The following is a 20143-nucleotide window of genomic DNA, read 5'->3' as shown; positions in this document are numbered from 1 at the left end:
GGCTTGTCCGTAGGTGCTCGCGTCCACTGTGTTGGTTCTGAGACAGCAACCAGACCCCACACACATGTCATTCCCCGTTTTCGGGTGGGTGGGGTGTGTGTGCGGGTGGTGTGTGTTTCATTGTGTTTCGGTGGTTATAGCGTGAGGGAAACGCCCGGTCACATTCCGAACCCGGAAGCTAAGCCTTTCAGCGCCGATGGTACTGCATGCGGGAGTGTGTGGGAGAGTAGGACGCCGCCGAACAATTCTTGAGTGAAGAGCCCTGCCGGGTCATCCGGCAGGGCTCTTTCTCGTTTCCCCGGCCCCCCTTTTTTCCACTACCTCCGCCCCTTCCGCCGCCCCCCCCACCCCGCTCCGGAACCCCGTAGAGCAGCGGAGTACGGGCCCCAGGGGGACGGACTGTCGGCTGTTGCCCGGCTCAGCGCAACGAGGTGGTGAAGCGCGAGAGATCGGGCCACCACGCGAGAGCCTGGTCGTGGCTGCGCACATAAGCGTGGGTGTGGAGGCCGCGGTCCGGCCCCGAGCCGAGCAGCCAGGGCAGCTGGGGCAGCGGCGCGGTGGTGGCCGGGTTGTCGAGGACGAGGGTGAGTGGTGGGTCGAGCCGACCGGCGGGTGACCGTTCGGCCATGCGCCGGCCGTGCTCGACCACGTCTGCGAGGAGGGCGGTCGACAGCGGGGACGTTCCCGGCTGCCGACGGAGGTCCTCACTGGTCTCGCCCATGAGATAGAGGGTTCCCGTTCCGCGCACAAAGGATTCCCACTCGGCGGGTTCCGATCGGCCCGCCTGGCAGGCGTTGCGGATGTGCACTTCGGAGTGGCAGGCCAGGGCCCGTCCGACGAGTTGCGCCGCACGGTCCTTGCGCTCCGGGTACGAGATCAGCATCGCTTCGAGTTCGCCCGCGGCTCCCGCCGCCGCCGACTTGTTCCGCCGCAGGATGCGCACCGCCTCGTTCGGTGCACCGCTCGTCGCCCACTTGTGCACCTGCCGGAACGACTGCCCGTTCACGGCTGCCGCGTGCAGGCAGCAGCGAAGCATCGTCTCGGCCGCGTGCTGGACTGCGTCCTCGGTCCGTGAAGGGCTCCGCACCGGTGCCAGCAGGGCTGCGGCCCGGACGCGGGCGGTAGCCGGGTCCTCGCAGCCGCGCTGCGGGGACCAGCGCAACCGCTGCGGCGCTTCGACGAGGTGTCCGGGGTCATAGAGGTGCACCGGTCCGAGTTTCGACCGGGCGCCGGCCGAGCCCCGCCACAGGGCCGGGTCCGCTGTGACGACCAGGGCTGCGCCGTCGGCGGCGCGCAGCGCGTGGGCCGGCTCCCGGGTGTGCCGCAGATGCAGCCCCGCCAAGGGCAGGGCGGCCTCGTACTCCGAGGCGAGCCGGGCTTGGACCGGTTCGGGGCACCGGGGCGCGGGGGCGCCCACTGGTGGCGGGGGCCCGGCCGCGCCGTCCGCCCGGCCGGGTGCCGTCGGACTCGCGGCCGGAGGCTTCTCCCCTCCGGGAGCCTCCTGACGGGCCTGCTCGTGCCCGGGCGTCTCCTGCCCGGCCTCCTCCCACCCGTACGGCTCGTGCCCGGGCGGCCGACCGCGGGCCTGCTCGGGCCGGACCGCCGTCGGCCGTGCGTCCCCCGGCGGCTGCGCACTGGCGGCGAATTCCGCCGCGGCGGCGGATCGGGTCTGTACGGGCTCCTCCGACGAGTCCCGGCGGTCGGTGGGGTACGGCTGCCCGGAGCCGTCTACGGGCGCGTCTCCCTGACCCGGTGCAGGGCCGTCGCCCCGGTACGGGGTGTCACCGGGACGGTGGGCGCTCCGTGCCTCCGGTGTGGTCGTCGCGTGCCTGTCGGCCCGGGTGGGCGCGGCCCGGCGCAGCGCGCGCCTGCGCGCCACTCCGATCGCGGTGAGGAGCACCGCCGTCGCAAGGATCATGAGCTGCCCGATCAGCACACCCCACAGCAGCCCCGGACCCGACAGCGTGGCGGGATCGGCGTTGGGCCAGGCGGCGGACGGATCCCCCGGTTCGCTGACGAGTCCTCGTACCGCCAGCGGCGTGTGGGTGAAGGACAGGCCGCTGGGCCAGGCTCCGTGAGCGAGCAGCCCGCTGATACCGGTCGCGGTCCAGCCGAGGACGGTCACGCTCAGCAGCAGGGCGAGCAGCCCCACCAGCAGGCCGTCCGGCACACCGCCGCCCCCGGCTCGGGGCGCAGGGGCCGCGGCAGGCGGAGGGGCTGCGTCACGCGGCACGGGTCAGGCCACCGTCTCGTCCGCCGTGGTGAGTCTGTCGAAGGACATCGCCCGGCTCTCGGTCTCCGATTCGAGTGCGTCGTCGAGTTCGCCGAGTGCCCCTCCGGGGAGTCCGCCCACTCCCGAGGGGAGCGTCTCGGTTCTTCCCAGCACGCCGTCGCCGGCGAGCAGGCCGGCGTCCATGCCCCCGGCCTCCAGGGCCTGTTCCACGGGCGAGGACTCGGTCATGGCCCGGTCGGTGAAGACGAGGGGCCGTTCGGCCTCGGTGATCAGGTGCTTGACGACCTGGACGTTGCCGTTGACGTCCCAGACGGCGATGCCCGGCGCGAGCGTGGGGATGATCTCCACCGCCCAGCGGGGGAGCCCGAGGACCTGGCCGGTGGCGCGCGCCTCGTCCGCCTTCTGGGCGTAGACCGTCCGGGTGGACGCCATCTTGAGGATTGCGGCCGCCTCTCTGGCGGCTGCTCCGTCCACCACGTCGGAGAGGTGGTGGACCACTGCCACGAACGACAGGCCGAGCCGTCGGCCGAACTTCAGGAGCCGCTGGAAGAGTTGGGCCACGAACGGGCTGTTGATGATGTGCCAGGCCTCCTCGACGAGGAAGATCCGCTTCTTGCGGTCCGGCCTGATCCAGGTGTGCTCCAGCCATACGCCCACGATCGCCATCAGGATCGGCATGGCGATCGAGTTGCGGTCGATGTGCGAGAGATCGAAGACGATCAGCGGCGCGTCCAGGTCGATGCCGACGGTGGTCGGTCCGTCGAACATGCCGCGGAGGTCGCCGTCGACGAGGCGGTCCAGCACGAGCGCGACGTCCAGACCCCAGTGGCGGACGTCCTCCAGCGCGACGTTCATCGCCTGTGCGGCCTCGGGCTTGGGGTGCCGGAGCTGCTCGACGATGTCGGTGAGCACCGGTTGGCGGTCGGCGACCGTGGCGTTGACGAAGGAGTGGGCCACCTTGAGCGCGAAGCCGGCCCGCTCGTCCAGACCGTGCCCCATGGCCACCTCGATGATGGTCCGGAGAAGGGCGAGCTGGCCTGTCGTGGTGATCGAGGGGTCCAACGGGTTCAGCCGGATCCCCTGGTCGAGCGCGGCGGTCGGATCGAGGCGGATCGGCGTGATGCCCATCTCCTCGGCGATCAGGTTCCATTCGCCGACGCCGTCCTCGCCCTGCGCGTCCAGCACCACCACCTGGCGGTCCCGGAAGCGCAGTTGGCGCATCACGTACGTCTTCTCAAGCGCTGACTTGCCGTTGCCGGACTCCCCGAGCACCAGCCAGTGCGGGGCGGGGAGTTGCTGTCCGTAGAGCTGGAACGGGTCGTAGATGTACCCCTTGCCGCTGTAGACCTCGCGGCCGATGATCACGCCGGAGTCGCCGAGACCCGGTGCCGCGGTGGGCAGGTAGACGGCCTGCGCCTGGCCGGTGGACGTGCGCACCGGCGCTCTGGTGGTCTCGGCCTTCCCGAAGAGGAAGCTGGTGAAGGCGTCGGTGATCGCGGTGATCGGGTCAAACGAGGCCATGGGGGTTTCGCCTCCTCATCAGCGGATTCCAGTGGCGAAGGGGAGGGTGTTCACGAAGGCGCGGTGGTGCTCGCGGTCGCACCACTCCAGCTTGAGGTAGCTCTTGCCCGCGGACGCACGGATGGTGCGCTTGTCCCGGGCCAGCGCCTCGGGGTGCCTCGACGAGACGGTGAGGTATCCGACGAGGTTCACCCCCGCGGCGCCGCTTGCGAGGTCCTGGCCCCGCTGGTCGACGCGGCCGGAGGTGGCGATGTCCCGCGGGTCGAGCGTCCGGTTCATCTTGGCCTGGCGGCTGGCCTCCGCCTCGTCGTTGGTCTTCTCCGTCAGCATCCGCTCGATGGCCATCTCGGTGGGTTCGAGGTCCATGCAGACGGCGACCGTGCGGATCACGTCGGGTGTGTGCACGAGCAGGGGCGCGAGGAAGTTCACCCCCACCGGCGTCATCGGCCACTCCTTGACCCAGGCCGTGGCGTGGCACCAGGGCTCCCGGGTGGAGGACTCGCGGGTCTTGGCCTGGAGGTAGGTCGCCTCGGTGGCGTCCAGTTCGGCCGGCCAGGCGTTGCGCATCGACATGGCCTGGATGTGGTCGATGGGGTGGTCCGGGTCGTACATGGAGTGGATCAGCGAGGAGAGCCGGGCCTGGCCCAGCGGTTGCCGGACCCGGATGTCCGCCTCCGCCAGGCGGGCGCAGATGTCCGTCAGCTCCCGGGTCATCACGACCGCCAGTCCGTCGTCCCGGGACAGCTTGCGGGACCGGTTGGCCTTGACGATGGTGTTGGCCTCCGCCGCGAGCTCCCGGCCGAACTGCATGCAGGCCACCAGGTACGCGCGGTGCTGCTCGCTGGACGTGGAGACCATCGACTGGAGCTGCTCGTAGGACTCCTGCAACCAGGAGGCCGCCCGGTCGTCCCCGCGCTGGGCCACATCCTTGGCGTGCGCGTCCGGGTCGGCGGGCAGCGTGCGCGCCAGCATCTGGATGCGGGTGACGTAGCCGTCCCCGTTCGCCACGTGCTTGAGCAGGGTGCCGAACCGGTCGACCAGCGCCTCCTGGTCCTCGCTGTCCCGCAGTCCGACGCCCGGGCCCTCAATTTCGACGGCTGCGGTGACGGTGCGCCGGTCGGCGTGCAGCAGCACGGCGATCTCGTCCGGGCCGAAGGGTGCGGACACCCAGTTGATCCGCCCCACTCCGGGCGGCGGGCCGACGTCGACCTCGTTGCCGTCCAGACCCACTCCGGCCTCCTGCGCTGACGATCGATAGGTGGCGGCGCCCTTGCGGCGCAGCCGACGGTAGGAACGGCTGATCTCGAACCAGCGGTAGTACGAACGGCCCCGGTACGGAAGGTAGACGGCGGCCAGGCCGAGCATGGGGAACCCGACGAGCAGCACGATGCGCAGCGACAGCACTGGAACGAGCAGGCCGCTCATCATCCCGAGGAAGGCCCCGACCACGATCAGGGCGATCTCGCCCGTCTCCCGGTTCTTGCCGACGATGGCGTTGGCGCGGGCCCGGCCGATCGTGTAGGTGCGGCGCGGGGCGAGCAGGTGGGGCGACGAGGTCATCACTGCTCACCTCCGCCGCGGTTGCCCGGGCTGCGCGGCGCCTGCCGCGGTGGTGGTGCGGACGGCGTGGCGCCGCCGCTCCGCGAACCGTGCGCGGCGACCCCGCCCGCCACCGTGTTCGGCTGCCGGGCCTGCCCCTGGCCGCCGCCCCCCTGGCCGCCTCCCGAGCCCTCGCTGCCGCGGCTGCTGTGCGTGTTGATGCCCTGTCGCAGCATCGAGGCGGGAGTGGCGATCGCCGCGACGGCCTTGCCCGACGCCGGGTCGGACGTGGCGTTGCGGCTGCGGACGATCTCGTCCCCGAAGCCGGGCACGAAGCGGTAGATCATCGCCGACGCGAAGATGGCCAGGATGATGATGGACAACCCGGACACGATGGCGGAGAACGCGTTCGGCCCGTCGTCGCTCGCCAGCGCACCGGCGAGCCCCAGGACGATCACGATGACCGGTTTCACGAGGATGACGGCGATCATGATGCCGGCCCAACTGCGTACGTGGGACCACATGCTCTTGTCGACCAGTCCGGAGTACACCACGACACCGAGCAGCGCGCCCACGTACAGCAGTGCGGCCCTGATCACCAGTTCGAGCCAGAGCACTCCGGCGGCCAGTACCGACACCAGCGAGACGACGATCAGCATGATCGGTCCGCCGCCGATGTCCTCGCCACCCTCCAGGGCCTCGGCGAAGGCGCCGAAGAACTTGTCCGTCTGCCCACCCGTGCCGGCGGCGATGACCTCCGTCACCGCGTCGGTGGCCGAGACCAGGGTGTAGAGGATGAGCGGAGTGAAGGCGGAGGCCAGTACGACGAGCCACAGGAAGCCGATCGCCTCGGTCAGCGCCGTCATCAGCGGAGCGCCGCGGATGGCACGCTTGGCGACCGCCAGCAGCCACAGAACGAGGGTGAGGATGGTCGAGGCGGCGAACACCACGGCGTACTGGCGCAGGAACGCGGCATTGGTGAAGTCCACCTCGGCCGTCTCCGTGACCGCCTCCGACAGCTTGCCGATAATCCAACCCGCCGCCTCGGCGCAGCCGTTGGCGAGCGAGGACAGCGGGTCGAGCGTCTCCAGCGCCTCCGTGCTCCCGCCGCCCCCCGCACCACCGCCGGGATCCTCCCCCTCGCAGACATCACGGGCGATTCCCGGCACGAGGGAACAGGGGTTGTCGCTGGTCTCCGGAGAGGGGAGAGGCGTCGGTGCGGCACTGGCACGTCCGGGAGCGAGTACCGCCAGCAGCGGTGCAGATGCAGCTACAGTGACGACTAGTGGAGCGCGGCGGTTACCTCGCATACGTGAAACCTCCGTAGCTCTCTGCTGCCTCCGTCATCTCTTCCGCTGTGGCTGCCCGATTGTCGCCGGGGACCGGTGTCGGACCCTCCTGCTGCGAAGAGGAAGAGATTTTCCAGTCGCTGTCGGTCCAGGCGAGCTCTTGAGTGATCGTGAACCACGATTCCTGCACCGGCCGGGTCGACTCCTCACCCGAGAGCCCGATCAGCCCGACACACCAGACCTCTACGGTCGCAGTTGCGTCGTCGTAGTCGATGATCTTGCTGCCGACGGGGGTCGTCCGGGACACGAAGGCCAAGCCGTCAGGCGCCTCTCCTCGGTCGTCGAGTCCCACTCTCTCCAAAAAGGAGGGGGAATAGGCGTCATCCAGGTCGTCCTGCAACTCTGGTACCGACTCGGCGGTGTGGATGGTTGCCACGATCTCGTCTCGGGAGTCCTTGGTGAACATGCCGTCGCCGCCCAGGGCGACGGCGTAGTTGGCGGCGGCGCTCTCGGCGCCCTGTTCCGTCCGGTCGAAGCCGGAGGGGATGCTGCCGTCGCCCTCGACCGGGTCGACGCCTGAAGGTGCCGTGGGCTGGGCCTGGTTGTTGTTCGAGTCGTCCGGGCTGCCGCTGTCCCCGCCGCCGCGGTTCGCGAAGGCGATGGCTGCGATCAGCAGGACGACCACGCCGACCACGGTCACCAGGCTCTTGCCCGGCCGGACCACGGGCGCCCTCGCGCCGCTCTCGCCCTCCGGTAGCCGGGTGCGGGTGCCCCGGCGTCCCGAGTCCGCGTAATCGCGCTCGTCGCCGTAGCCGTCGCCACCGAAGCTCATGTCGCGCGTGCCCCCTCAACCCGTAGCCGCCAACCGCCTTCTGCCCATTGTCCCCTCATTTGAAGGTAACGGCGCCGACCGTTCCGCGGGCGGAGTGTGACGATATGAAAGCAAAGTGAGACGACGGGCACGCAGCGGCGGCGCCCCAGGGGGCGTCGGCGGTCATGTTCGACCGATCGTCCACCTGTTCGTGTGCGCCGCGCGCCGAGGCGGAGCGGAACCCCCGCTCCGGGCGGCAACGCACCGGCGCACGTCCGGGGCGTCGATGGGTCAGGGGGTGAGGTCGGTGAGGCGACCGGACGTGATCCCCCGGAGCACCACCTGTTCCATCAGACGGAAGTGCACCGGCTCGCAGTGCAGTTGCGCGAGGTCGGCATGGCCACCGCGGACCAGGGAGCGTTCCTCGACGACCCGGAGCCCGCATGTGCCTTGCCCCTCCCGGTGCGCCCGATTGCGCCACCGGCTTCTCCTTCAGCCTTCCCCCTGATCCCGTCTGGGTCTGCGCCTGCTGCGAAGCGGCCCGGGCGTCCGTCGGGGGTGGCGCCGGCTCGGCGGAGCTCGCCGTCTTGCTGGTCTCCGAGGCCGCCACCAACGCTGTCTGTGCCTGTGTGTACGCCGGGCGCGGTCGGCACGTCATGGTGCAGGACGACTGGCTCGGCAGGGCGGGTTCCGGGTGCAGGTGCACGACGTGGCGCCGGGCCTTCCGGGGCTGGCGCGGGGGGAGTCGGATGCCGAGAGCGGTTCGGGGCATGTTCCTGATCGGCGCCCTGGCCGCGCGGCACGGCGTCTGCCGTGAAGGCCCCGGTCCGGGGAAGTCGGTGTGGTTGCAGGTTGGTCGGGGCAACGGGTGAGGGGGCGGACGGTGCGGATCGGCCCCGCGGGGCTGCGACGCGCCGGGGAGGTACTGCGTCGGGCCACCGGGGTGCGCGTGGAGATCATGGGGCTGGTCGCTCCGCGGCCGGGACGGTACGTCCGGATCGTCCGTGGACGGGAGGATGCGCTCTCCGGCGTGCTCCCGGCGGGTCGGGTCGCCCTGCCCCGGGTGTCGGTGCGGCTCGACCGCAGTGGTCAGGCCCGAGTCACCGTGCGGGACCGCGGTGGCCAGAGGCGCGGCGATGGCGAGAGCCACGGGGAAGGCGAGAGCTGGATCGCTCCGGATCTCACGGTCTGCTCGGCTGGCTTCCTGGCAACGGAAACGGCGCTGCTTTCTCCACAGGGTGTGGATATCTTTCTCCTTGCCACCCCCTCCCCGGTCGACGGCCGGCTCCACGCCCGGTGCGGGATCTGCGCGGTGGCTGTCGTGGACCCCGAGCGCGGGCGCTGGGCCGTGCACGCGGGCCCGCTCGACGGGCAGTACCGCGAGCGGGAGAGCGGTGACTGCGGTACGCGGATGGTGCTCCCCGTCCCGTTCGGCTTCTCCGTCCCGACCAGCGGCCGGCATCCGCCACGGAGGGGGCCTGACCGGCCCGCCTCCATCGGCCGTGGGTCTTTGCCACCTGGGTGCGGGACGAGGCTCGGGGCTGTCCGGAGGAGGGGCTCCGCGGCAGGTGTGCCGGAGGGTACGGCGGCGGACTCCCCGGACGGCGCGACCGCGGGCCGAGCGGGCGGCGCGGGCGCGGGCGATCCGGTACGGACGGGGCCGGTCAGTTCGGAGGCGGACCACCGTATCCTCGAAGGAACGCATCCGATGCGCACCGGGGAGGTGCCGGACGATGGGCTTCTGGATCGCGGTCTTCCTGATCTTCGTGCTGTGCGGAGGAGGGGCCTGGCTGGTGGAGAACGCCCGGGGCGCCCTGCGTACCCGGCACGAGCGCCGGTTGGTGCTGCTGCGGGCGCAGGAGCACCGGGAGCGGAAGCTGGCGGAGCTGAACCGTCCGCCCGACCCCCCTGCGGCGATGTGTGGCTGCACCCACCACTTGGCGCTGCACGACCGGCAGGGTACCTGCCACGCGCTGGTGGAGGTGCCCACGGGCTGGGACGCCGACCGAAGGCCGCGCGCCTACGAACCGGGCATGTGCAGGTGCCGGCGCTACGTGGGTCCGCAGCCGCTGTCCGAGGTCTGGGCGGAGGAGATCACCGACCAGGACGGCTGAGCGTCCGCCCCCCGGCCCCTCCCCGCCCCGGCCCCGTCCGTGGAGCCGTCCCCGTGCGCCGTTCGCGGAGTCGCCCTCGGGTCGCCTACCGGCAGCCCCCGTCGTGCTGCCCCTGCTCGCGGCTCCCCCGTCACGTGCCGTCCGGCACGCTCGCGGGTCACGTCCCGTCGTCGCCATCCTCTCCGCCCGCGGGCTCCTGCCCGGGGAGCAGGTCGGTGACGAAGTGGTCGAACTCGTTGTTGCGGACGCCGAGGACGAAGGCGTCCCACTTCGCCCGGGTGGTGGTGACGACCTTGTCCGGGTCGTCGGTCTGGCGGAGGTGGATCAGGTCGCCCTCGGAGGCGGCCACCTCGATGCATTCCTGGTCGGGGTCCTCCGCGGTGCGGATCCACTCCAGCGCGTCCCAGTCGGTCATGACAGCACTCTACGGTCCGGGCGCAGGGGGACGGGAGCGGTCTCAGCGCTTGCGGACGAGGGTGACGCCGTCGCGGAGCGGCAGCATCACCGAGGTGACCCGCGGGTCGGCGGCGATGGCGTCGTTGACGGCGCGGACGGCCGTCACCGACGCGTCGTCGGCCGAGGGGTCCACCACGCGTCCGGCCTGGAGGACGTTGTCCAGGGCGAGGAGCCCGCCGGGCCGCAGCCGGGTGACCAGCTCCTCGTAGTAGACCGGGTAGCCGGTCTTGTCCGCGTCGATGAAGGCGAAGTCCACCGTCTCCTCCGGGGGCAGCGACCGCAGGGTGTCGGCGGCGGGTGCGATCCGCAGGTCGATCCGGTCGGACACGCCGGCACGCGTCCAGTACCTGCGGGCCACGTCCGTCCACTCCTCGCTGACGTCGCAGGCGATCAGCCTGCCGCCCTCGGCCAGCCCCCGGGCGATGCACAGCGAGGAGTAACCGGTGAAGGTGCCCACTTCGACGGCCAGCCGGGCGCCGGTGAGCTGGACCAGCATGGTCAGGAAGCTGCCCTCGTCCTGCGTGATCTGCATGGAGGTGTGCTCGGGCAGCGCCCGGTGCGTCTCCTCGGTGAGGTCCCGCAGCACCGCGTCCGCCGGAGTGCAGTGGTCCAGCAGGTAGGCGTCGAGCTGAGGATTGACGATGTCCACGGATGCTCCGGGTGGGTGAGGCCGCTAGATGGCCATACCGTAGACGATCGTGAAGAGGGTCCCGAGGGATCCGATGATGAAGACGCCGGTGAGTCCGGCGACGATCAGCCCCTTGCCCTGCTCGGCGCTGAACGTGTCGCGGAGTGCCGTGGCGCCGATCCGCTGCTTCGCCGCGCCCCAGATGGCGAGGCCGAGGCAGATCAGGATCGCGACCGCCATCACCACTTCGACCATGACGCGGGCCTCGGTGCCCAGAGAGCCGAACGGACCCCAGTCAGGCGCGATGCCGCCGATAATGGTGGTGATGTCACCTTCACCGCCTGCAAGAACCATATGAACTCACCGCCCCAGGTGGGTGTGTCGGGTGGCTGCGTTTGCGCAAGCCCTCCCCGAATTCTGCCATGAGATGGGATGGTTGAGGGGTGCGTAAGGCTTGGCTGGTGACGGGTCTGGGGCTCGGGGCGGTGATGTGCTTCCTCGGGCTCCTTGTCGTGGGTACCTACACGGCCGCGGCCAGCCTCGGTGCCACCGGCGCGAACTCGGTGGCCCTGGCACCCAACTCCGTGCCGGCGCAGTACGCGCCGCTGGTGCAGAAGTGGGGGAACCTCTGCCCGGCGATCAACCCGGCGCTGCTGGCAGCCCAGTTGAACCAGGAGAGCGGCTGGAACCCGCGGGCGCAGTCCCCGGCCGAGGCGCAGGGCATCGCGCAGTTCATCCCCGGTACCTGGGCCGCGCACGGGATGGACGCCAACGGTGACGGCACGGCGGACGTCTGGGACCCGGAGGACGCCATCCCGTCGGCGGCCTCCTACGACTGCAAGTTGGCCGGGTACGTCGACGACATCCCGGGGAATCCGACGGACAACATGCTCGCCTCGTACAACGCCGGCTCGTACGCGGTCATCCGGTACGGCGGGATACCGCCCTACGCGGAGACGCAGAACTACGTGAAGACCATCCGGAAGGCGGAGCAGAGCTTCGCCGCCCCGAAGGGCCGGGTGTCGCCGACCGGGCAGGCGGCCGGGGCGATCCACTACGCCCAGGAGAAGTTGGGCACGCCCTACCTGTGGGGCGGGGACGGCACCGCGGCCGACCGGGGACGGTTCGACTGCTCGGGTCTCACCAAGGCGGCCTACGCCGAGGTGGGCGTCGAGCTGCCCCGGGTGGCCAACGACCAGTGGAACAGCGGCCCGCACCCGCCGCGTGACGAGCTGCTCCCGGGGGACCTGGTGTTCTTCTCGCCCGACTTGAGCGATCCGCGGTCCATCGACCACGTGGGGATCTACGTCGGCGGCGGTTACATGATCGACGCGCCGTATACGGGTGCGGTGATCCGGTTCGACCCGATCGACAGTGCCAACTACTTCGGCGCAACCCGTCCGACCGCCGCCTGAGGTGCTCCCCCGCTCCTCGTACAGTGTCTCGCGCCCGTACGGCGCCCGCGTGTGAACAGGCGGGCGCGCTCCCGCGTGCTCCTCCCCGAGGACGGGCGGGGCTCCGGGCCCGTTCCGAAGCCGGGTGGTGCGCCGTGTCCCGGTGGCCGTGCCGGGGCCGGCGGGGACCGGCGGACTGACGGCTCGTAAGATGCGGTTCGGCAGCCGACGCAAACCCGGGTACCCTGGTGGGCGAGTGAAGTGGCTTGTACGCAGAGTGACGCAAGGGGCTTGAGCTGCGCAGATGGTCACTCTTCGATAACGTCGGAGTGATCGTTCGGTGGATGGTGGAACCCTGCGGGCCTCCGTCTGCGTTCTTCTGCAGGGACGGGATTTTCGCTACCACGGGGGTCGGCAGCGCGTATGACATGAAGGGGCCGCATCGCCATGGCTGGATGGGACAACCCCGACCTCGATCTCCTCTACCGGGTGAACGGGTTGGCCGACAGCACACCCGCCTGGGTGGACTCGGTGCTGGGCTTCTTCAGTGAGTACGGGGTCATCCTCGGCATCATGACCCTCGGGCTCTGGGCCTGGTGGACGTCGCGTCGCCGACCGGACGCCCCGGCTGCGGTGGCCGGTCTGCTCTGGGCGCCCCTGGCGGCGTCGGTCGCGTACCTGGTGAACTACCCGATCCGCGAACTGGTCGAGAGACCCAGGCCGTTCGTCGACCATCAGGATCTCGATGTGCTGGTCCCGGACAAGACCGGGTTCTCCTTCGTGAGCGACCACTCCACCCTCGTCATGGCGATCGCCGTCGGGATCTTCCTGGTCAGCCGTCGTCTCGGCGCGCTCGCGATCCTGCTTGCGCTCTTCCAGGGCTTCGGCCGGATCTACGCTGCCGTCCACTACCCCACCGACGTGATCGGCGGCTTCGCTCTGGGCACCGCCGTCGCACTGCTGCTCGCCCCGGTCGCGCTGGCCCTGCTCACCCCGCTCACCCGGGCCATCGCGGTGTCACCCCGCGTCGGGTGGCTCGTGCAGACGCCGGGCGCGGCCGAGCAGGCCGCCGAACCGGCCGAGAAGCGCGCCACCGTCGACGCGACCACCGAGCGCGCCCGGGATCTCGCGGCCTGAGCCGCCTCCCCGGAGCGCGCCGCCCGAGCCACACCGGCGGCCGCAGCCCTCGCGGCCTCTGCACCGGCGGCCTCCGAGCTCTCCCGGACCTCGTCGGCTGGTCCGCGGCCCCGGTCCGCACCCTGGGGGTTCCGTGGACGCGGCCCGCTCCCGGGCGGCCCGCGTGCCTCACCTCTCCGCGATCGCCGGGTGGCCCTCGGCGTCGGTGCGGGCGCGGTCGCGCGAACGACGGGACGGGCCCCGCCAGCCGCACGAGCAGCAGGCGTGCACGAACGCCCCGCGCTCCACACTGCCGAGACGGTGGTCGCCCACCGGTGGCGTGTCCGGGGGCATGCCCGGCGGCCGGACGTCCTGCGGATGCGGTGGTAGCTCCTGCGGAGTGTGCACGCCGCCACCGTACCGGGGCGTGACGGCGGGAGCCGGAGCTCGTTAGACGGGGCGGTGCCGACAATGCTCTGCGGGGGTCATGTGCGATGGACGGGCAGAAGAGTGCCGTTGCGGCGCTGCTGGCCGCGGCTCTCGCCGGCGCCGCGGTCGCCTGCTCCGGAGCCGCGGCCCCGCCCGCCGACCACGCGCCCCGGGACCACGCGCCCGGTGACCACCGGGGCGAGGTCCGCGACGCCGCCGACGCGCTCCGGAGCGCCGGGACCTCGCGGGTGCGCTCCGAGATGCGGATGGAGAGCGGCGGCACCCGGGTCACCATCAGGGGCGAAGGCGTCTACGACCACCGCGAGGGCGTCGGCCGGTTCAGCGTCATCCTGCCCGGGAGCGGCCGCCCGACGGTGACGGAGGTCTTCGCACCGGGTGCGCTCTACATGAAGAACCGCGGCGCGGGGGTGCCCGCGGACAAGTGGGTACGGGTGGACACCGCGGCACTGCCCGACGGGAACCTGGTGACGAACGGGGTCACCGATCCGGCCACCGCTGCCGAGTTGCTGAGCGGCGCGGTCTCCGTGACGTTCCTCGGCAGCACCGTCCTCTCCGGCGAACGAGTGCGCCGGTACCGGGGGACGACGGACCTGGTCGCGGCCGCTGACCGGTCCGGCGGTCGCACCCGCGCGCAGTTGTCGGCGGCGGCGGAGGGCTTCTCCGAGACGCGCGTTCCGTTTGACGCGTACATCGACGGGCAGGGGCGCCTCCGGAAGGTTCGGCACGCGTTCGTGTTCGACAACAGTGCGGGGGAGGGTGTGCGGGTTGACTCCACCACCGCGCTCCACGGGTTCGGGGTCGCGTCGGACGTGTCACTGCCCGAGGCGGGCGACATCTACTCCGGGACCGTCGCCGAGCCGGGCCAATAGTCCGGATAGACCATGCGCGCCGGCGCCGAACCTCCCTACCCTGTGAATCCAGGGCGACGGAACGCGCGGCATGGCGTGGGAGTGTGCAAGGAGGTGGCGAGGATGCCGGCGGAATCCGCGGTGCAGGACCGGGAAGCCCTCGCCGAGATCGAACTCTACGGCGAGCTGATCATCGCGGCGGCGGCCGAGCCGGACGAACGGCTGAGCGTGGCACGGATCGACGAGGTGCTGCGGGGCGCCGACTCCGCGGCCTCTCCCTGAAGGCCCGCGCCACCCGGGCCCCCGCCACCCGGGGAAGCGAGGGCTCAGGTCCGCAGCAGCCGGGCGATGGCCGCGGTGGCCTCGGCGACCTTCGCGTCCGTCTCCTCGCCGCCCTCCACGGCGGCCGCGGCCACGCAGTGGCGCAGGTGCTCCTCCAGCAGTTGCAGCGCGAAGGCCTGGAGGGCCTTGGTGGAGGCGGAGACCTGGGTGAGCACGTCGATGCAGTAGACGTCCTCTTCGACCATCCGGTGCAGTCCGCGCACCTGGCCCTCGATCCGGCGCAGCCGCTTGAGGTGGGCGTCCTTCTCCTTGGCGTAGCCGTGCGGCCCGGGCGGGCGGGGCCCGGCCGGGGAGGCCGCGGGGGTGTCGTGCGCGGCTGCTTCCGCGGTCGGCGGCCCCCCGCCGGCGTGGTCCGGGACGGCGGCTGCCGGACCGGCGGGCCCGGGCTCGGCGGTGGCCATGCGGTCTCCTTCGTGCGGGTCGCGGGTCGCGGGTCGCGGGCGTCGCCCGCCGTGCGGCCTCTCCGGACTTCATACCCCTGGAGGGTATAGGTTACCCAATGTCGACAGGCCGGTGAAGAACACTCCCCGCCCCGGTGCACGGCACATGTTCCGATGAGTGACACTGTTGAACGCCGGTTCACTGTGACCGGATGCTGTACTGGCATCAGCAGACTGACGTCCATGCACCCCGAGGAAGTCCCCGTGCGCTTTCGTCTGACCCCCAGGGAGACGAGCTTCTACGACATGTTTGCCGCGTCCGCGGACAACATCGTGACCGGCTCGAAGCTCCTGATGGAACTGCTCGGGGCGGACGCCTCGGCACGTTCCGAGATCGCCGAACGGATGCGCGCCGCGGAACACGCCGGGGACGACGCGACGCACGCGATCTTCCATCAGCTGAACTCCTCCTTCATCACCCCGTTCGACCGGGAGGACATCTACCGGCTGGCCTCCTCGCTCGACGACATCATGGACTTCATGGAGGAGGCCGTCGACCTCGTCGTCCTCTACCAGGTCGAGACGTTGCCGAAGGGCGTCGAGCAGCTGATCGAGGTGCTCTCCAGAGCGGCCGAGCTGACCGCAGAGGCGATGCCCAACCTGCGCGGCATGGACAACCTCACCGAGTACTGGATCGAGGTCAACCGGCTGGAGAACCAGGCGGACCAGATCCACCGCAAGCTGCTCGCGCACCTCTTCAACGGCACGTACGACGCCATCGAGGTGCTGAAGCTCAAGCAGATCGTGGACGTCCTCGAAGAGGCCGCCGACGCGTTCGAGCACGTCGCGAACACCGTGGAGACCATCGCGGTCAAGGAGTCCTGAACCACGTGGACACCCTCGCACTCGTCGTCGTCATCGGCGTCGCGCTCTTCTTCACGTACACCAACGGCTTCCACGACTCCGCGAACGCCATCGCGACCTCCATCTCGACCCGGGCGCTCACCCCCCGGGTGGCGCTGGTGATGGCCGCGGTGATGAACCTCGCGGGCGCCTTCATGGGCAGTGGCATCGCGAAGACCGTCAGTGAGGGTCTGATCGCCACACCCACCGGCAAGCAGGGCATGATGATCCTGTTCGCCGCTCTGGTAGGGGCGATCACCTGGAACATGATCACTTGGTATTTCGGGTTGCCTTCGTCCTCTTCGCACGCGCTGTTCGGCGGCATGGTCGGTGCGGCGCTCGCCGGGTCGAGCACCGTGTACTGGGGCGGCGTGCTCCAGAAGGTCGTCATCCCGATGTTCCTGTCGCCGCTGGTCGGCCTGCTCGTCGGCTACCTGGTGATGGCCGGGATCATGTGGATCTTCCGGCGGGCCAATCCGCACCGCGCCCAGCGCGGCTTCCGGATCGCGCAGACCGTCTCGGCGGCCGGCATGGCGCTGGGCCACGGCCTCCAGGACGCCCAGAAGACGATGGGCATCGTGGTGATGGCCCTGGTCATCGGGGGGGTTCAGGACGAGGGTGACGCGATCCCGGTCTGGGTGAAGCTCGCCTGTGCGCTGATGCTCTCGCTCGGCACCTACGCGGGCGGCTGGCGGATCATGCGCACGCTCGGCCGGCGCATCATCGAGCTCGACCCGCCGCAGGGCTTCGCCGCCGAGACGACCGCGGCCTCCGTCATGTACACCACGGCGTTCATGTTCCACGCGCCGATCTCCACGACGCATGTGATCACGTCCGCCATCATGGGCGTGGGCGCCACCCGACGGGTGAAGGCCGTTCGCTGGGGGGTCGCGAAGAACATCATCGCGGGCTGGTTCATCACCATGCCGGCTGCCGCCGCAGTGGCCGGGCTCAGCTTCCTGGTCGTCGACCTGTTCTTCGGCTGACGTCCGCCGCGGGGGCGCTCGCCGTCGCCCGCTCCGGGGCCGTGCGCCGCTCTCCCGGCCGCCCCGGGCTGCCTCCCCCGGGACGGCCCAGCTTCGGACCGGACCGGAGCGCCCGCCCCGGCGCGTGCAAAGGCCCGCCCCCCTCGGGAACGGGCCTTTGCGCTCCGCGGTGGCACCGCCATGCAGCACCGCAGAGGTTCGGGGGGCGGCTCCGGTCAGCCGAAGCGGCCCGAGATGTAGTCCTCGGTCGCCTGCACCGAGGGGTTCGAGAAGATGCGCTCGGTCTCGTCTATCTCGATCAGCTTGCCGGGCTGGCCGATCGCGGCCAGGTTGAAGAAGGCGGTGCGCTCCGAGACGCGGGCCGCCTGCTGCATGTTGTGGGTGACGATGACGATCGTGAAGCGCTCCTTCAGCTCCCCGATGAGGTCCTCGATGGCCAGCGTCGAGATCGGGTCCAGTGCGGAGCAGGGCTCGTCCATCAGAAGCACCTGGGGCTCCACCGCGATCGCCCGGGCGATGCAGAGCCGCTGCTGCTGGCCGCCGGAGAGGCCGGAGCCGGGCTTGTTCAGCCGGTCCTTGACCTCGTTCCAGAGGTTGGCGCCCCTGAGGGACTTCTCGACGACGCCGTCCAGCTCGGATTTGCGGAAGTTGCCGTTGAGCTTCAGCCCGGCGGCGACGTTGTCGTAGATCGACATGGTCGGGAACGGGTTGGGCCGCTGGAAGACCATGCCGATCGTGCGGCGCACGGCCACCGGATCGACGCCGGGCCCGTAGAGCGACTCGTCGTCCAGCATGACCTTGCCCTCGACCCGTCCGCCGGGGGTGACCTCGTGCATCCGGTTGAGGGTGCGCAGGAAGGTGGACTTGCCGCACCCGGAGGGGCCGATGAAGGCCGTCACCGAGCGGGGCTCGACGGTCATCGAGATGTCCTCGATGGCCTTGTGGGACCCGTAGTAGGCGTTGAGGCCGCTGATGTCGATGCGCTTGGCCATGGAGATCACTGCTTTCTGTCTCTGCGTGGCCGTCAGCGGCCGGTGTTCGGAGCCTTCCAGCGGGCGACGCCGCGGGCGGCCAGGTTGAGGATCATCACGAACGCGATCAGCACCAGGGCGGCGGCCCAGGCGCGGTCGTAAGCGAACTGGTTGCCCGCCTTGAACTGCTGCCAGATGAAGTACGGCAGCGAGGACTGCGGGTCCTCGAAGGGGTTGTTGTTGATCGAGGCGGCGCCGAACACCAGCAGCATCACCGGCGCGGTCTCACCCGCGATACGGGCGATCGCCAGCATCACACCGGTGGTGATGCCGCCGATCGCGGTGGGCAGGACCACCTTGAGGATGGTGCGCCACTTCGGCACGCCGAGGGCCAGCGAGGCCTCGCGCAGCTCGTTGGGCACGAGCTTGAGCATCTCCTCGGTGGAGCGCACGACGATCGGCATCATCAGGATGGCGAGCGCCATCGCGCCGGCGAAACCGGAGTAGCCGAAGTCGAGCAGGATGATCCAGAAGCTGAGGACGAACAGGCCGGCCACGATGGACGGGATGCCGGTCATCACGTCGACGAAGAAGGTGACCGCCTTGGCGAGCCGGCCGCGGCCGTACTCGACGAGGTAGACGGCGGTGAAGAGGCCGAGCGGAGTGGCGATGAGGGTCGCCAGGCCGACCTGCTCCAGGGTGCCGATCAGCGCGTGGTAGATGCCGCCGCCGGGCTGGAGGTCGCGCAGGCCGCTCATCGAGTGCGTCAGGAAGTACAGGTCGAGCAAGTTGGACCCGCGGGCGACCGTCTCCCAGATGAGCGAGACCAGCGGCACCACGGCGACCAGGAAGCTTACCCAGACGAGGCTGGTGGCGAAGCGGTCCTTCGCCTGCCGGGTTCCCTCGACGACGGTGGCCAGCACGTAGTTGAGCACGACGTAGGCCAGCGCGGCGATCAGACCCCACTGGACGCGGCTCTCCAGCCCGGCGACCAGCCCGACGGCGATGCCGAGCGCGGCCGAGAGCACGGCGAGACCGAACGGGGCCCAGCGCGGCAGCCGCGGCTGCCGCAGCGGTGCGGGACGGATCTCCGGAGTTTCGGTGGACGTCTTGTCCAGGACTGCGTTGCTCATGCGTTGGCCCCCGAGTACTCCTTGCGGCGAGCGATGATCAGCCGGGCGGCTCCGTTCACCATCAGGGTGATCAGGAAGAGCACCAGACCGGACGCGATGAGCGCGTCCCGGCCGGTCTCGCCGGCCTCGTTGAATCCGGCGGCGATGTTCTGGGCGAAGGTGCCGCCGCCCGGGTCCAGCAGGCTGGCGTTGATCAGGAAGCTGGGGGACAGGACGGTCGCCACGGCCATCGTCTCGCCGAGGGCGCGGCCCAGACCGAGCATGGAGGCACTGATCACACCGGAGCGGCCGAAGGGCAGCACCGAGATCCGGACGACCTCCCAGCGGGTGGCGCCCAGCGCCAGGGCGGCCTCCTCGTGCATCTTCGGGGACTGCTTGAAGACCTCGCGGGAGACGTTGGTGATGATCGGCAGGATCATGATCGCCAGCAGTATGCCCACGGTGAACAGCGAGCGGGGGGCGCCGCCCTCGTAACCGAAGAGCGCCGTCCAGCCGAAGAACTGGTCCAGCCAGGTGTACAGCCCGCCCAGGTGCGGCACCAGGAACAGGGCGCCCCACAGGCCGTAGACGATGCTGGGCACCGCGGCGAGCAGGTCGACCAGGTAGGCCAGCGGGGTCGCCAGCCGGCGCGGCGCGTAGTGCGAGATGAACAGCGCGATACCGACGGCCACCGGGACGGCGAGGGCCATCGCGATGACGGAGCTGACCACGGTCCCGTACGCCAGCACCGCGATGCCGAAGACGGGCGGGTCGGCGGTGGCGTTCCACTCGAAGGTGGTGAGGAAGTTGCCCTCGTTCTGCGCGAGCGCGGCGATCGCACGCCAGGTGAGGAAAGCCGCGATCGCGGCCATGATCGCGAGCAGCGCGATGCCGGACCCCCGGGAGAGCCCCAGGAAGATCCGGTCGCCCCTGCGGGTCGACTGCGCGCCCCGCAGCGTCGGCTCGTCCGGTGAGACGGGTGACGGTGGTGGGGCGGCGGTGGCGGGTATGTCCATGGTCTCTCCGGTCTGGGTGCGGGCCCGGCTGGTG

The 20143-nt window shown here is 70.7% G+C and carries 20 protein-coding genes and 1 rRNA gene; 8 read left to right on the top strand and 13 right to left on the bottom strand.

What is annotated here, in order from left to right; genetic code table 11:
- Positions 1-126 precede the first annotated feature (126 nt).
- Positions 127-243, top strand: a 5S ribosomal RNA gene (gene rrf / locus H300_RS0119320).
- 175 nt (positions 244-418) lie between these two features.
- Here rrf and H300_RS0119315 read toward each other — a convergent pair.
- The 5 genes from H300_RS0119315 to H300_RS0119295 all read right to left on the bottom strand — a co-directional run bounded on the left by H300_RS0119315 (position 419) and on the right by H300_RS0119295 (position 7414).
- Entirely contained in the window at positions 419-2170 is a 1752-nt protein-coding gene (locus H300_RS0119315; protein WP_051270219.1) for a hypothetical protein, read from the bottom strand.
- Positions 2171-2236: 66 nt separating this feature from the next.
- On the bottom strand, positions 2237-3754 hold the full coding sequence (locus H300_RS0119310) for an ATP-binding protein (RefSeq protein ID WP_028428727.1): 1518 nt from the start codon (positions 3752-3754) through the stop codon (positions 2237-2239).
- Between the two features lie 18 nt (positions 3755-3772).
- On the bottom strand, positions 3773-5314 hold the full coding sequence (locus H300_RS0119305) for an SCO6880 family protein (RefSeq protein WP_028428726.1): 1542 nt from the start codon (positions 5312-5314) through the stop codon (positions 3773-3775).
- Positions 5314-6603, bottom strand: a complete 1290-nt coding sequence (locus tag H300_RS0119300; RefSeq protein WP_037981049.1) for a hypothetical protein — start codon at positions 6601-6603, stop codon at positions 5314-5316. The genes H300_RS0119305 and H300_RS0119300 overlap by 1 nt, the downstream gene beginning before the upstream one ends.
- Complete coding sequence (locus H300_RS0119295) at positions 6593-7414, bottom strand: DUF8175 domain-containg protein (RefSeq protein WP_028428724.1); 822 nt, start codon at positions 7412-7414, stop codon at positions 6593-6595. The genes H300_RS0119300 and H300_RS0119295 overlap by 11 nt, the downstream gene beginning before the upstream one ends.
- 1712 nt (positions 7415-9126) lie before the next feature.
- Between H300_RS0119295 and H300_RS0119285 the strand changes: the two genes are divergently transcribed.
- Entirely contained in the window at positions 9127-9507 is a 381-nt protein-coding gene (locus tag H300_RS0119285) for a hypothetical protein (protein ID WP_037981048.1), read from the top strand.
- A gap of 157 nt (positions 9508-9664) precedes the next feature.
- Here H300_RS0119285 and H300_RS0119280 read toward each other — a convergent pair whose 3' ends face one another.
- Genes H300_RS0119280 through H300_RS0119270 form a run of 3 tightly spaced genes read right to left on the bottom strand, consistent with a single transcriptional unit; the run spans position 9665 to position 10945 of the window.
- The gene (locus H300_RS0119280; protein ID WP_028428722.1) at positions 9665-9922 is read right to left on the bottom strand and encodes a DUF397 domain-containing protein; all 258 of its coding nucleotides are present in this window, start codon (positions 9920-9922) and stop codon (positions 9665-9667) included.
- A 42-nt stretch (positions 9923-9964) separates the two neighbouring features.
- Entirely contained in the window at positions 9965-10612 is a 648-nt protein-coding gene (locus tag H300_RS0119275) for a class I SAM-dependent methyltransferase (protein WP_028428721.1), read from the bottom strand.
- A 24-nt stretch (positions 10613-10636) separates the two neighbouring features.
- Positions 10637-10945, bottom strand: coding sequence for a hypothetical protein (locus H300_RS0119270; RefSeq protein ID WP_028428720.1), 309 nt, complete (start codon positions 10943-10945; stop codon positions 10637-10639).
- Positions 10946-11034: 89 nt separating this feature from the next.
- Between H300_RS0119270 and H300_RS0119265 the strand changes: the two genes are divergently transcribed.
- On the top strand, positions 11035-12006 hold the full coding sequence (locus tag H300_RS0119265; RefSeq protein WP_028428719.1) for a bifunctional lytic transglycosylase/C40 family peptidase: 972 nt from the start codon (positions 11035-11037) through the stop codon (positions 12004-12006).
- A 426-nt stretch (positions 12007-12432) separates the two neighbouring features.
- Positions 12433-13122 carry a phosphatase PAP2 family protein gene (locus H300_RS0119260; RefSeq protein ID WP_028428718.1) on the top strand — a complete coding sequence of 230 codons (690 nt, stop codon included), beginning with the start codon at positions 12433-12435 and terminating at the stop codon, positions 13120-13122.
- Between the two features lie 168 nt (positions 13123-13290).
- Here H300_RS0119260 and H300_RS31605 read toward each other — a convergent pair whose 3' ends face one another.
- Complete coding sequence (locus H300_RS31605; RefSeq protein WP_158678400.1) at positions 13291-13509, bottom strand: hypothetical protein; 219 nt, start codon at positions 13507-13509, stop codon at positions 13291-13293.
- 86 nt (positions 13510-13595) lie between these two features.
- Between H300_RS31605 and H300_RS0119250 the strand changes: the two genes are divergently transcribed.
- Together H300_RS0119250 and H300_RS31930 are read left to right on the top strand one after the other, a co-directional pair.
- Complete coding sequence (locus H300_RS0119250) at positions 13596-14420, top strand: SCO4651 family lipoprotein (RefSeq protein ID WP_028428717.1); 825 nt, start codon at positions 13596-13598, stop codon at positions 14418-14420.
- A gap of 102 nt (positions 14421-14522) precedes the next feature.
- Positions 14523-14681 (top strand): hypothetical protein, encoded by a 159-nt coding sequence (locus H300_RS31930; protein ID WP_199779213.1) that lies wholly within the window; start codon positions 14523-14525, stop codon positions 14679-14681.
- A gap of 44 nt (positions 14682-14725) precedes the next feature.
- Here H300_RS31930 and H300_RS27935 read toward each other — a convergent pair whose 3' ends face one another.
- Positions 14726-15142 (bottom strand): metal-sensing transcriptional repressor, encoded by a 417-nt coding sequence (locus H300_RS27935; RefSeq protein ID WP_051270217.1) that lies wholly within the window; start codon positions 15140-15142, stop codon positions 14726-14728.
- A gap of 243 nt (positions 15143-15385) precedes the next feature.
- Between H300_RS27935 and H300_RS0119235 the strand changes: the two genes are divergently transcribed.
- The gene (locus H300_RS0119235; RefSeq protein WP_028428716.1) at positions 15386-16006 is read left to right on the top strand and encodes a DUF47 family protein; all 621 of its coding nucleotides are present in this window, start codon (positions 15386-15388) and stop codon (positions 16004-16006) included.
- A gap of 5 nt (positions 16007-16011) precedes the next feature.
- Positions 16012-17010: an inorganic phosphate transporter gene (locus H300_RS0119230; RefSeq protein ID WP_028428715.1), complete on the top strand. Its 999-nt coding sequence runs from the start codon at positions 16012-16014 to the stop codon at positions 17008-17010.
- Positions 17011-17225: 215 nt separating this feature from the next.
- On the opposite strand, the gene pstB is transcribed toward H300_RS0119230, so the two are convergent.
- The 3 genes from pstB to pstC are packed head-to-tail and all read right to left on the bottom strand — an operon-like array spanning position 17226 to position 20109.
- On the bottom strand, positions 17226-18002 hold the full coding sequence (gene pstB / locus H300_RS0119225; RefSeq protein WP_028428714.1) for a phosphate ABC transporter ATP-binding protein PstB: 777 nt from the start codon (positions 18000-18002) through the stop codon (positions 17226-17228).
- Positions 18003-18034: 32 nt separating this feature from the next.
- Entirely contained in the window at positions 18035-19114 is a 1080-nt protein-coding gene (pstA, locus tag H300_RS0119220; protein ID WP_028428713.1) for a phosphate ABC transporter permease PstA, read from the bottom strand.
- Positions 19111-20109: a phosphate ABC transporter permease subunit PstC gene (gene pstC, locus H300_RS0119215; RefSeq protein WP_028428712.1), complete on the bottom strand. Its 999-nt coding sequence runs from the start codon at positions 20107-20109 to the stop codon at positions 19111-19113. Before pstC ends, pstA begins: the two co-directional genes overlap by 4 nt.
- Positions 20110-20143 lie beyond the last annotated feature (34 nt).

This window comes from Streptomyces sp. TAA040 (genome assembly GCF_000424845.1).
This window is presented reverse-complemented; position numbering and strand designations above follow the sequence as displayed.

Bases quoted from the DNA above. Each gene is read 5' to 3' on its own strand.
- H300_RS0119310 (WP_028428727.1), bottom strand. From the start codon at position 3,754: ATGGCCTCGTTTGACCCGATCACCGCGATCACCGACGCCTTCACCAGC.
- H300_RS0119305 (WP_028428726.1), bottom strand. From the start codon at position 5,314: ATGACCTCGTCGCCCCACCTGCTCGCCCCGCGCCGCACCTACACGATC.
- H300_RS0119300 (WP_037981049.1), bottom strand. From the start codon at position 6,603: ATGCGAGGTAACCGCCGCGCTCCACTAGTCGTCACTGTAGCTGCATCT.
- H300_RS0119295 (WP_028428724.1), bottom strand. From the start codon at position 7,414: ATGAGCTTCGGTGGCGACGGCTACGGCGACGAGCGCGATTACGCGGAC.
- H300_RS0119285 (WP_037981048.1), top strand. From the start codon at position 9,127: ATGGGCTTCTGGATCGCGGTCTTCCTGATCTTCGTGCTGTGCGGAGGA.
- H300_RS0119280 (WP_028428722.1), bottom strand. From the start codon at position 9,922: ATGACCGACTGGGACGCGCTGGAGTGGATCCGCACCGCGGAGGACCCC.
- H300_RS0119270 (WP_028428720.1), bottom strand. From the start codon at position 10,945: ATGGTTCTTGCAGGCGGTGAAGGTGACATCACCACCATTATCGGCGGC.
- H300_RS0119260 (WP_028428718.1), top strand. From the start codon at position 12,433: ATGGCTGGATGGGACAACCCCGACCTCGATCTCCTCTACCGGGTGAAC.
- H300_RS0119250 (WP_028428717.1), top strand. From the start codon at position 13,596: ATGGACGGGCAGAAGAGTGCCGTTGCGGCGCTGCTGGCCGCGGCTCTC.
- H300_RS31930 (WP_199779213.1), top strand. From the start codon at position 14,523: ATGCCGGCGGAATCCGCGGTGCAGGACCGGGAAGCCCTCGCCGAGATC.
- H300_RS27935 (WP_051270217.1), bottom strand. From the start codon at position 15,142: ATGGCCACCGCCGAGCCCGGGCCCGCCGGTCCGGCAGCCGCCGTCCCG.
- pstB (WP_028428714.1), bottom strand. From the start codon at position 18,002: ATGGCCAAGCGCATCGACATCAGCGGCCTCAACGCCTACTACGGGTCC.
- pstA (WP_028428713.1), bottom strand. From the start codon at position 19,114: ATGAGCAACGCAGTCCTGGACAAGACGTCCACCGAAACTCCGGAGATC.
- pstC (WP_028428712.1), bottom strand. From the start codon at position 20,109: ATGGACATACCCGCCACCGCCGCCCCACCACCGTCACCCGTCTCACCG.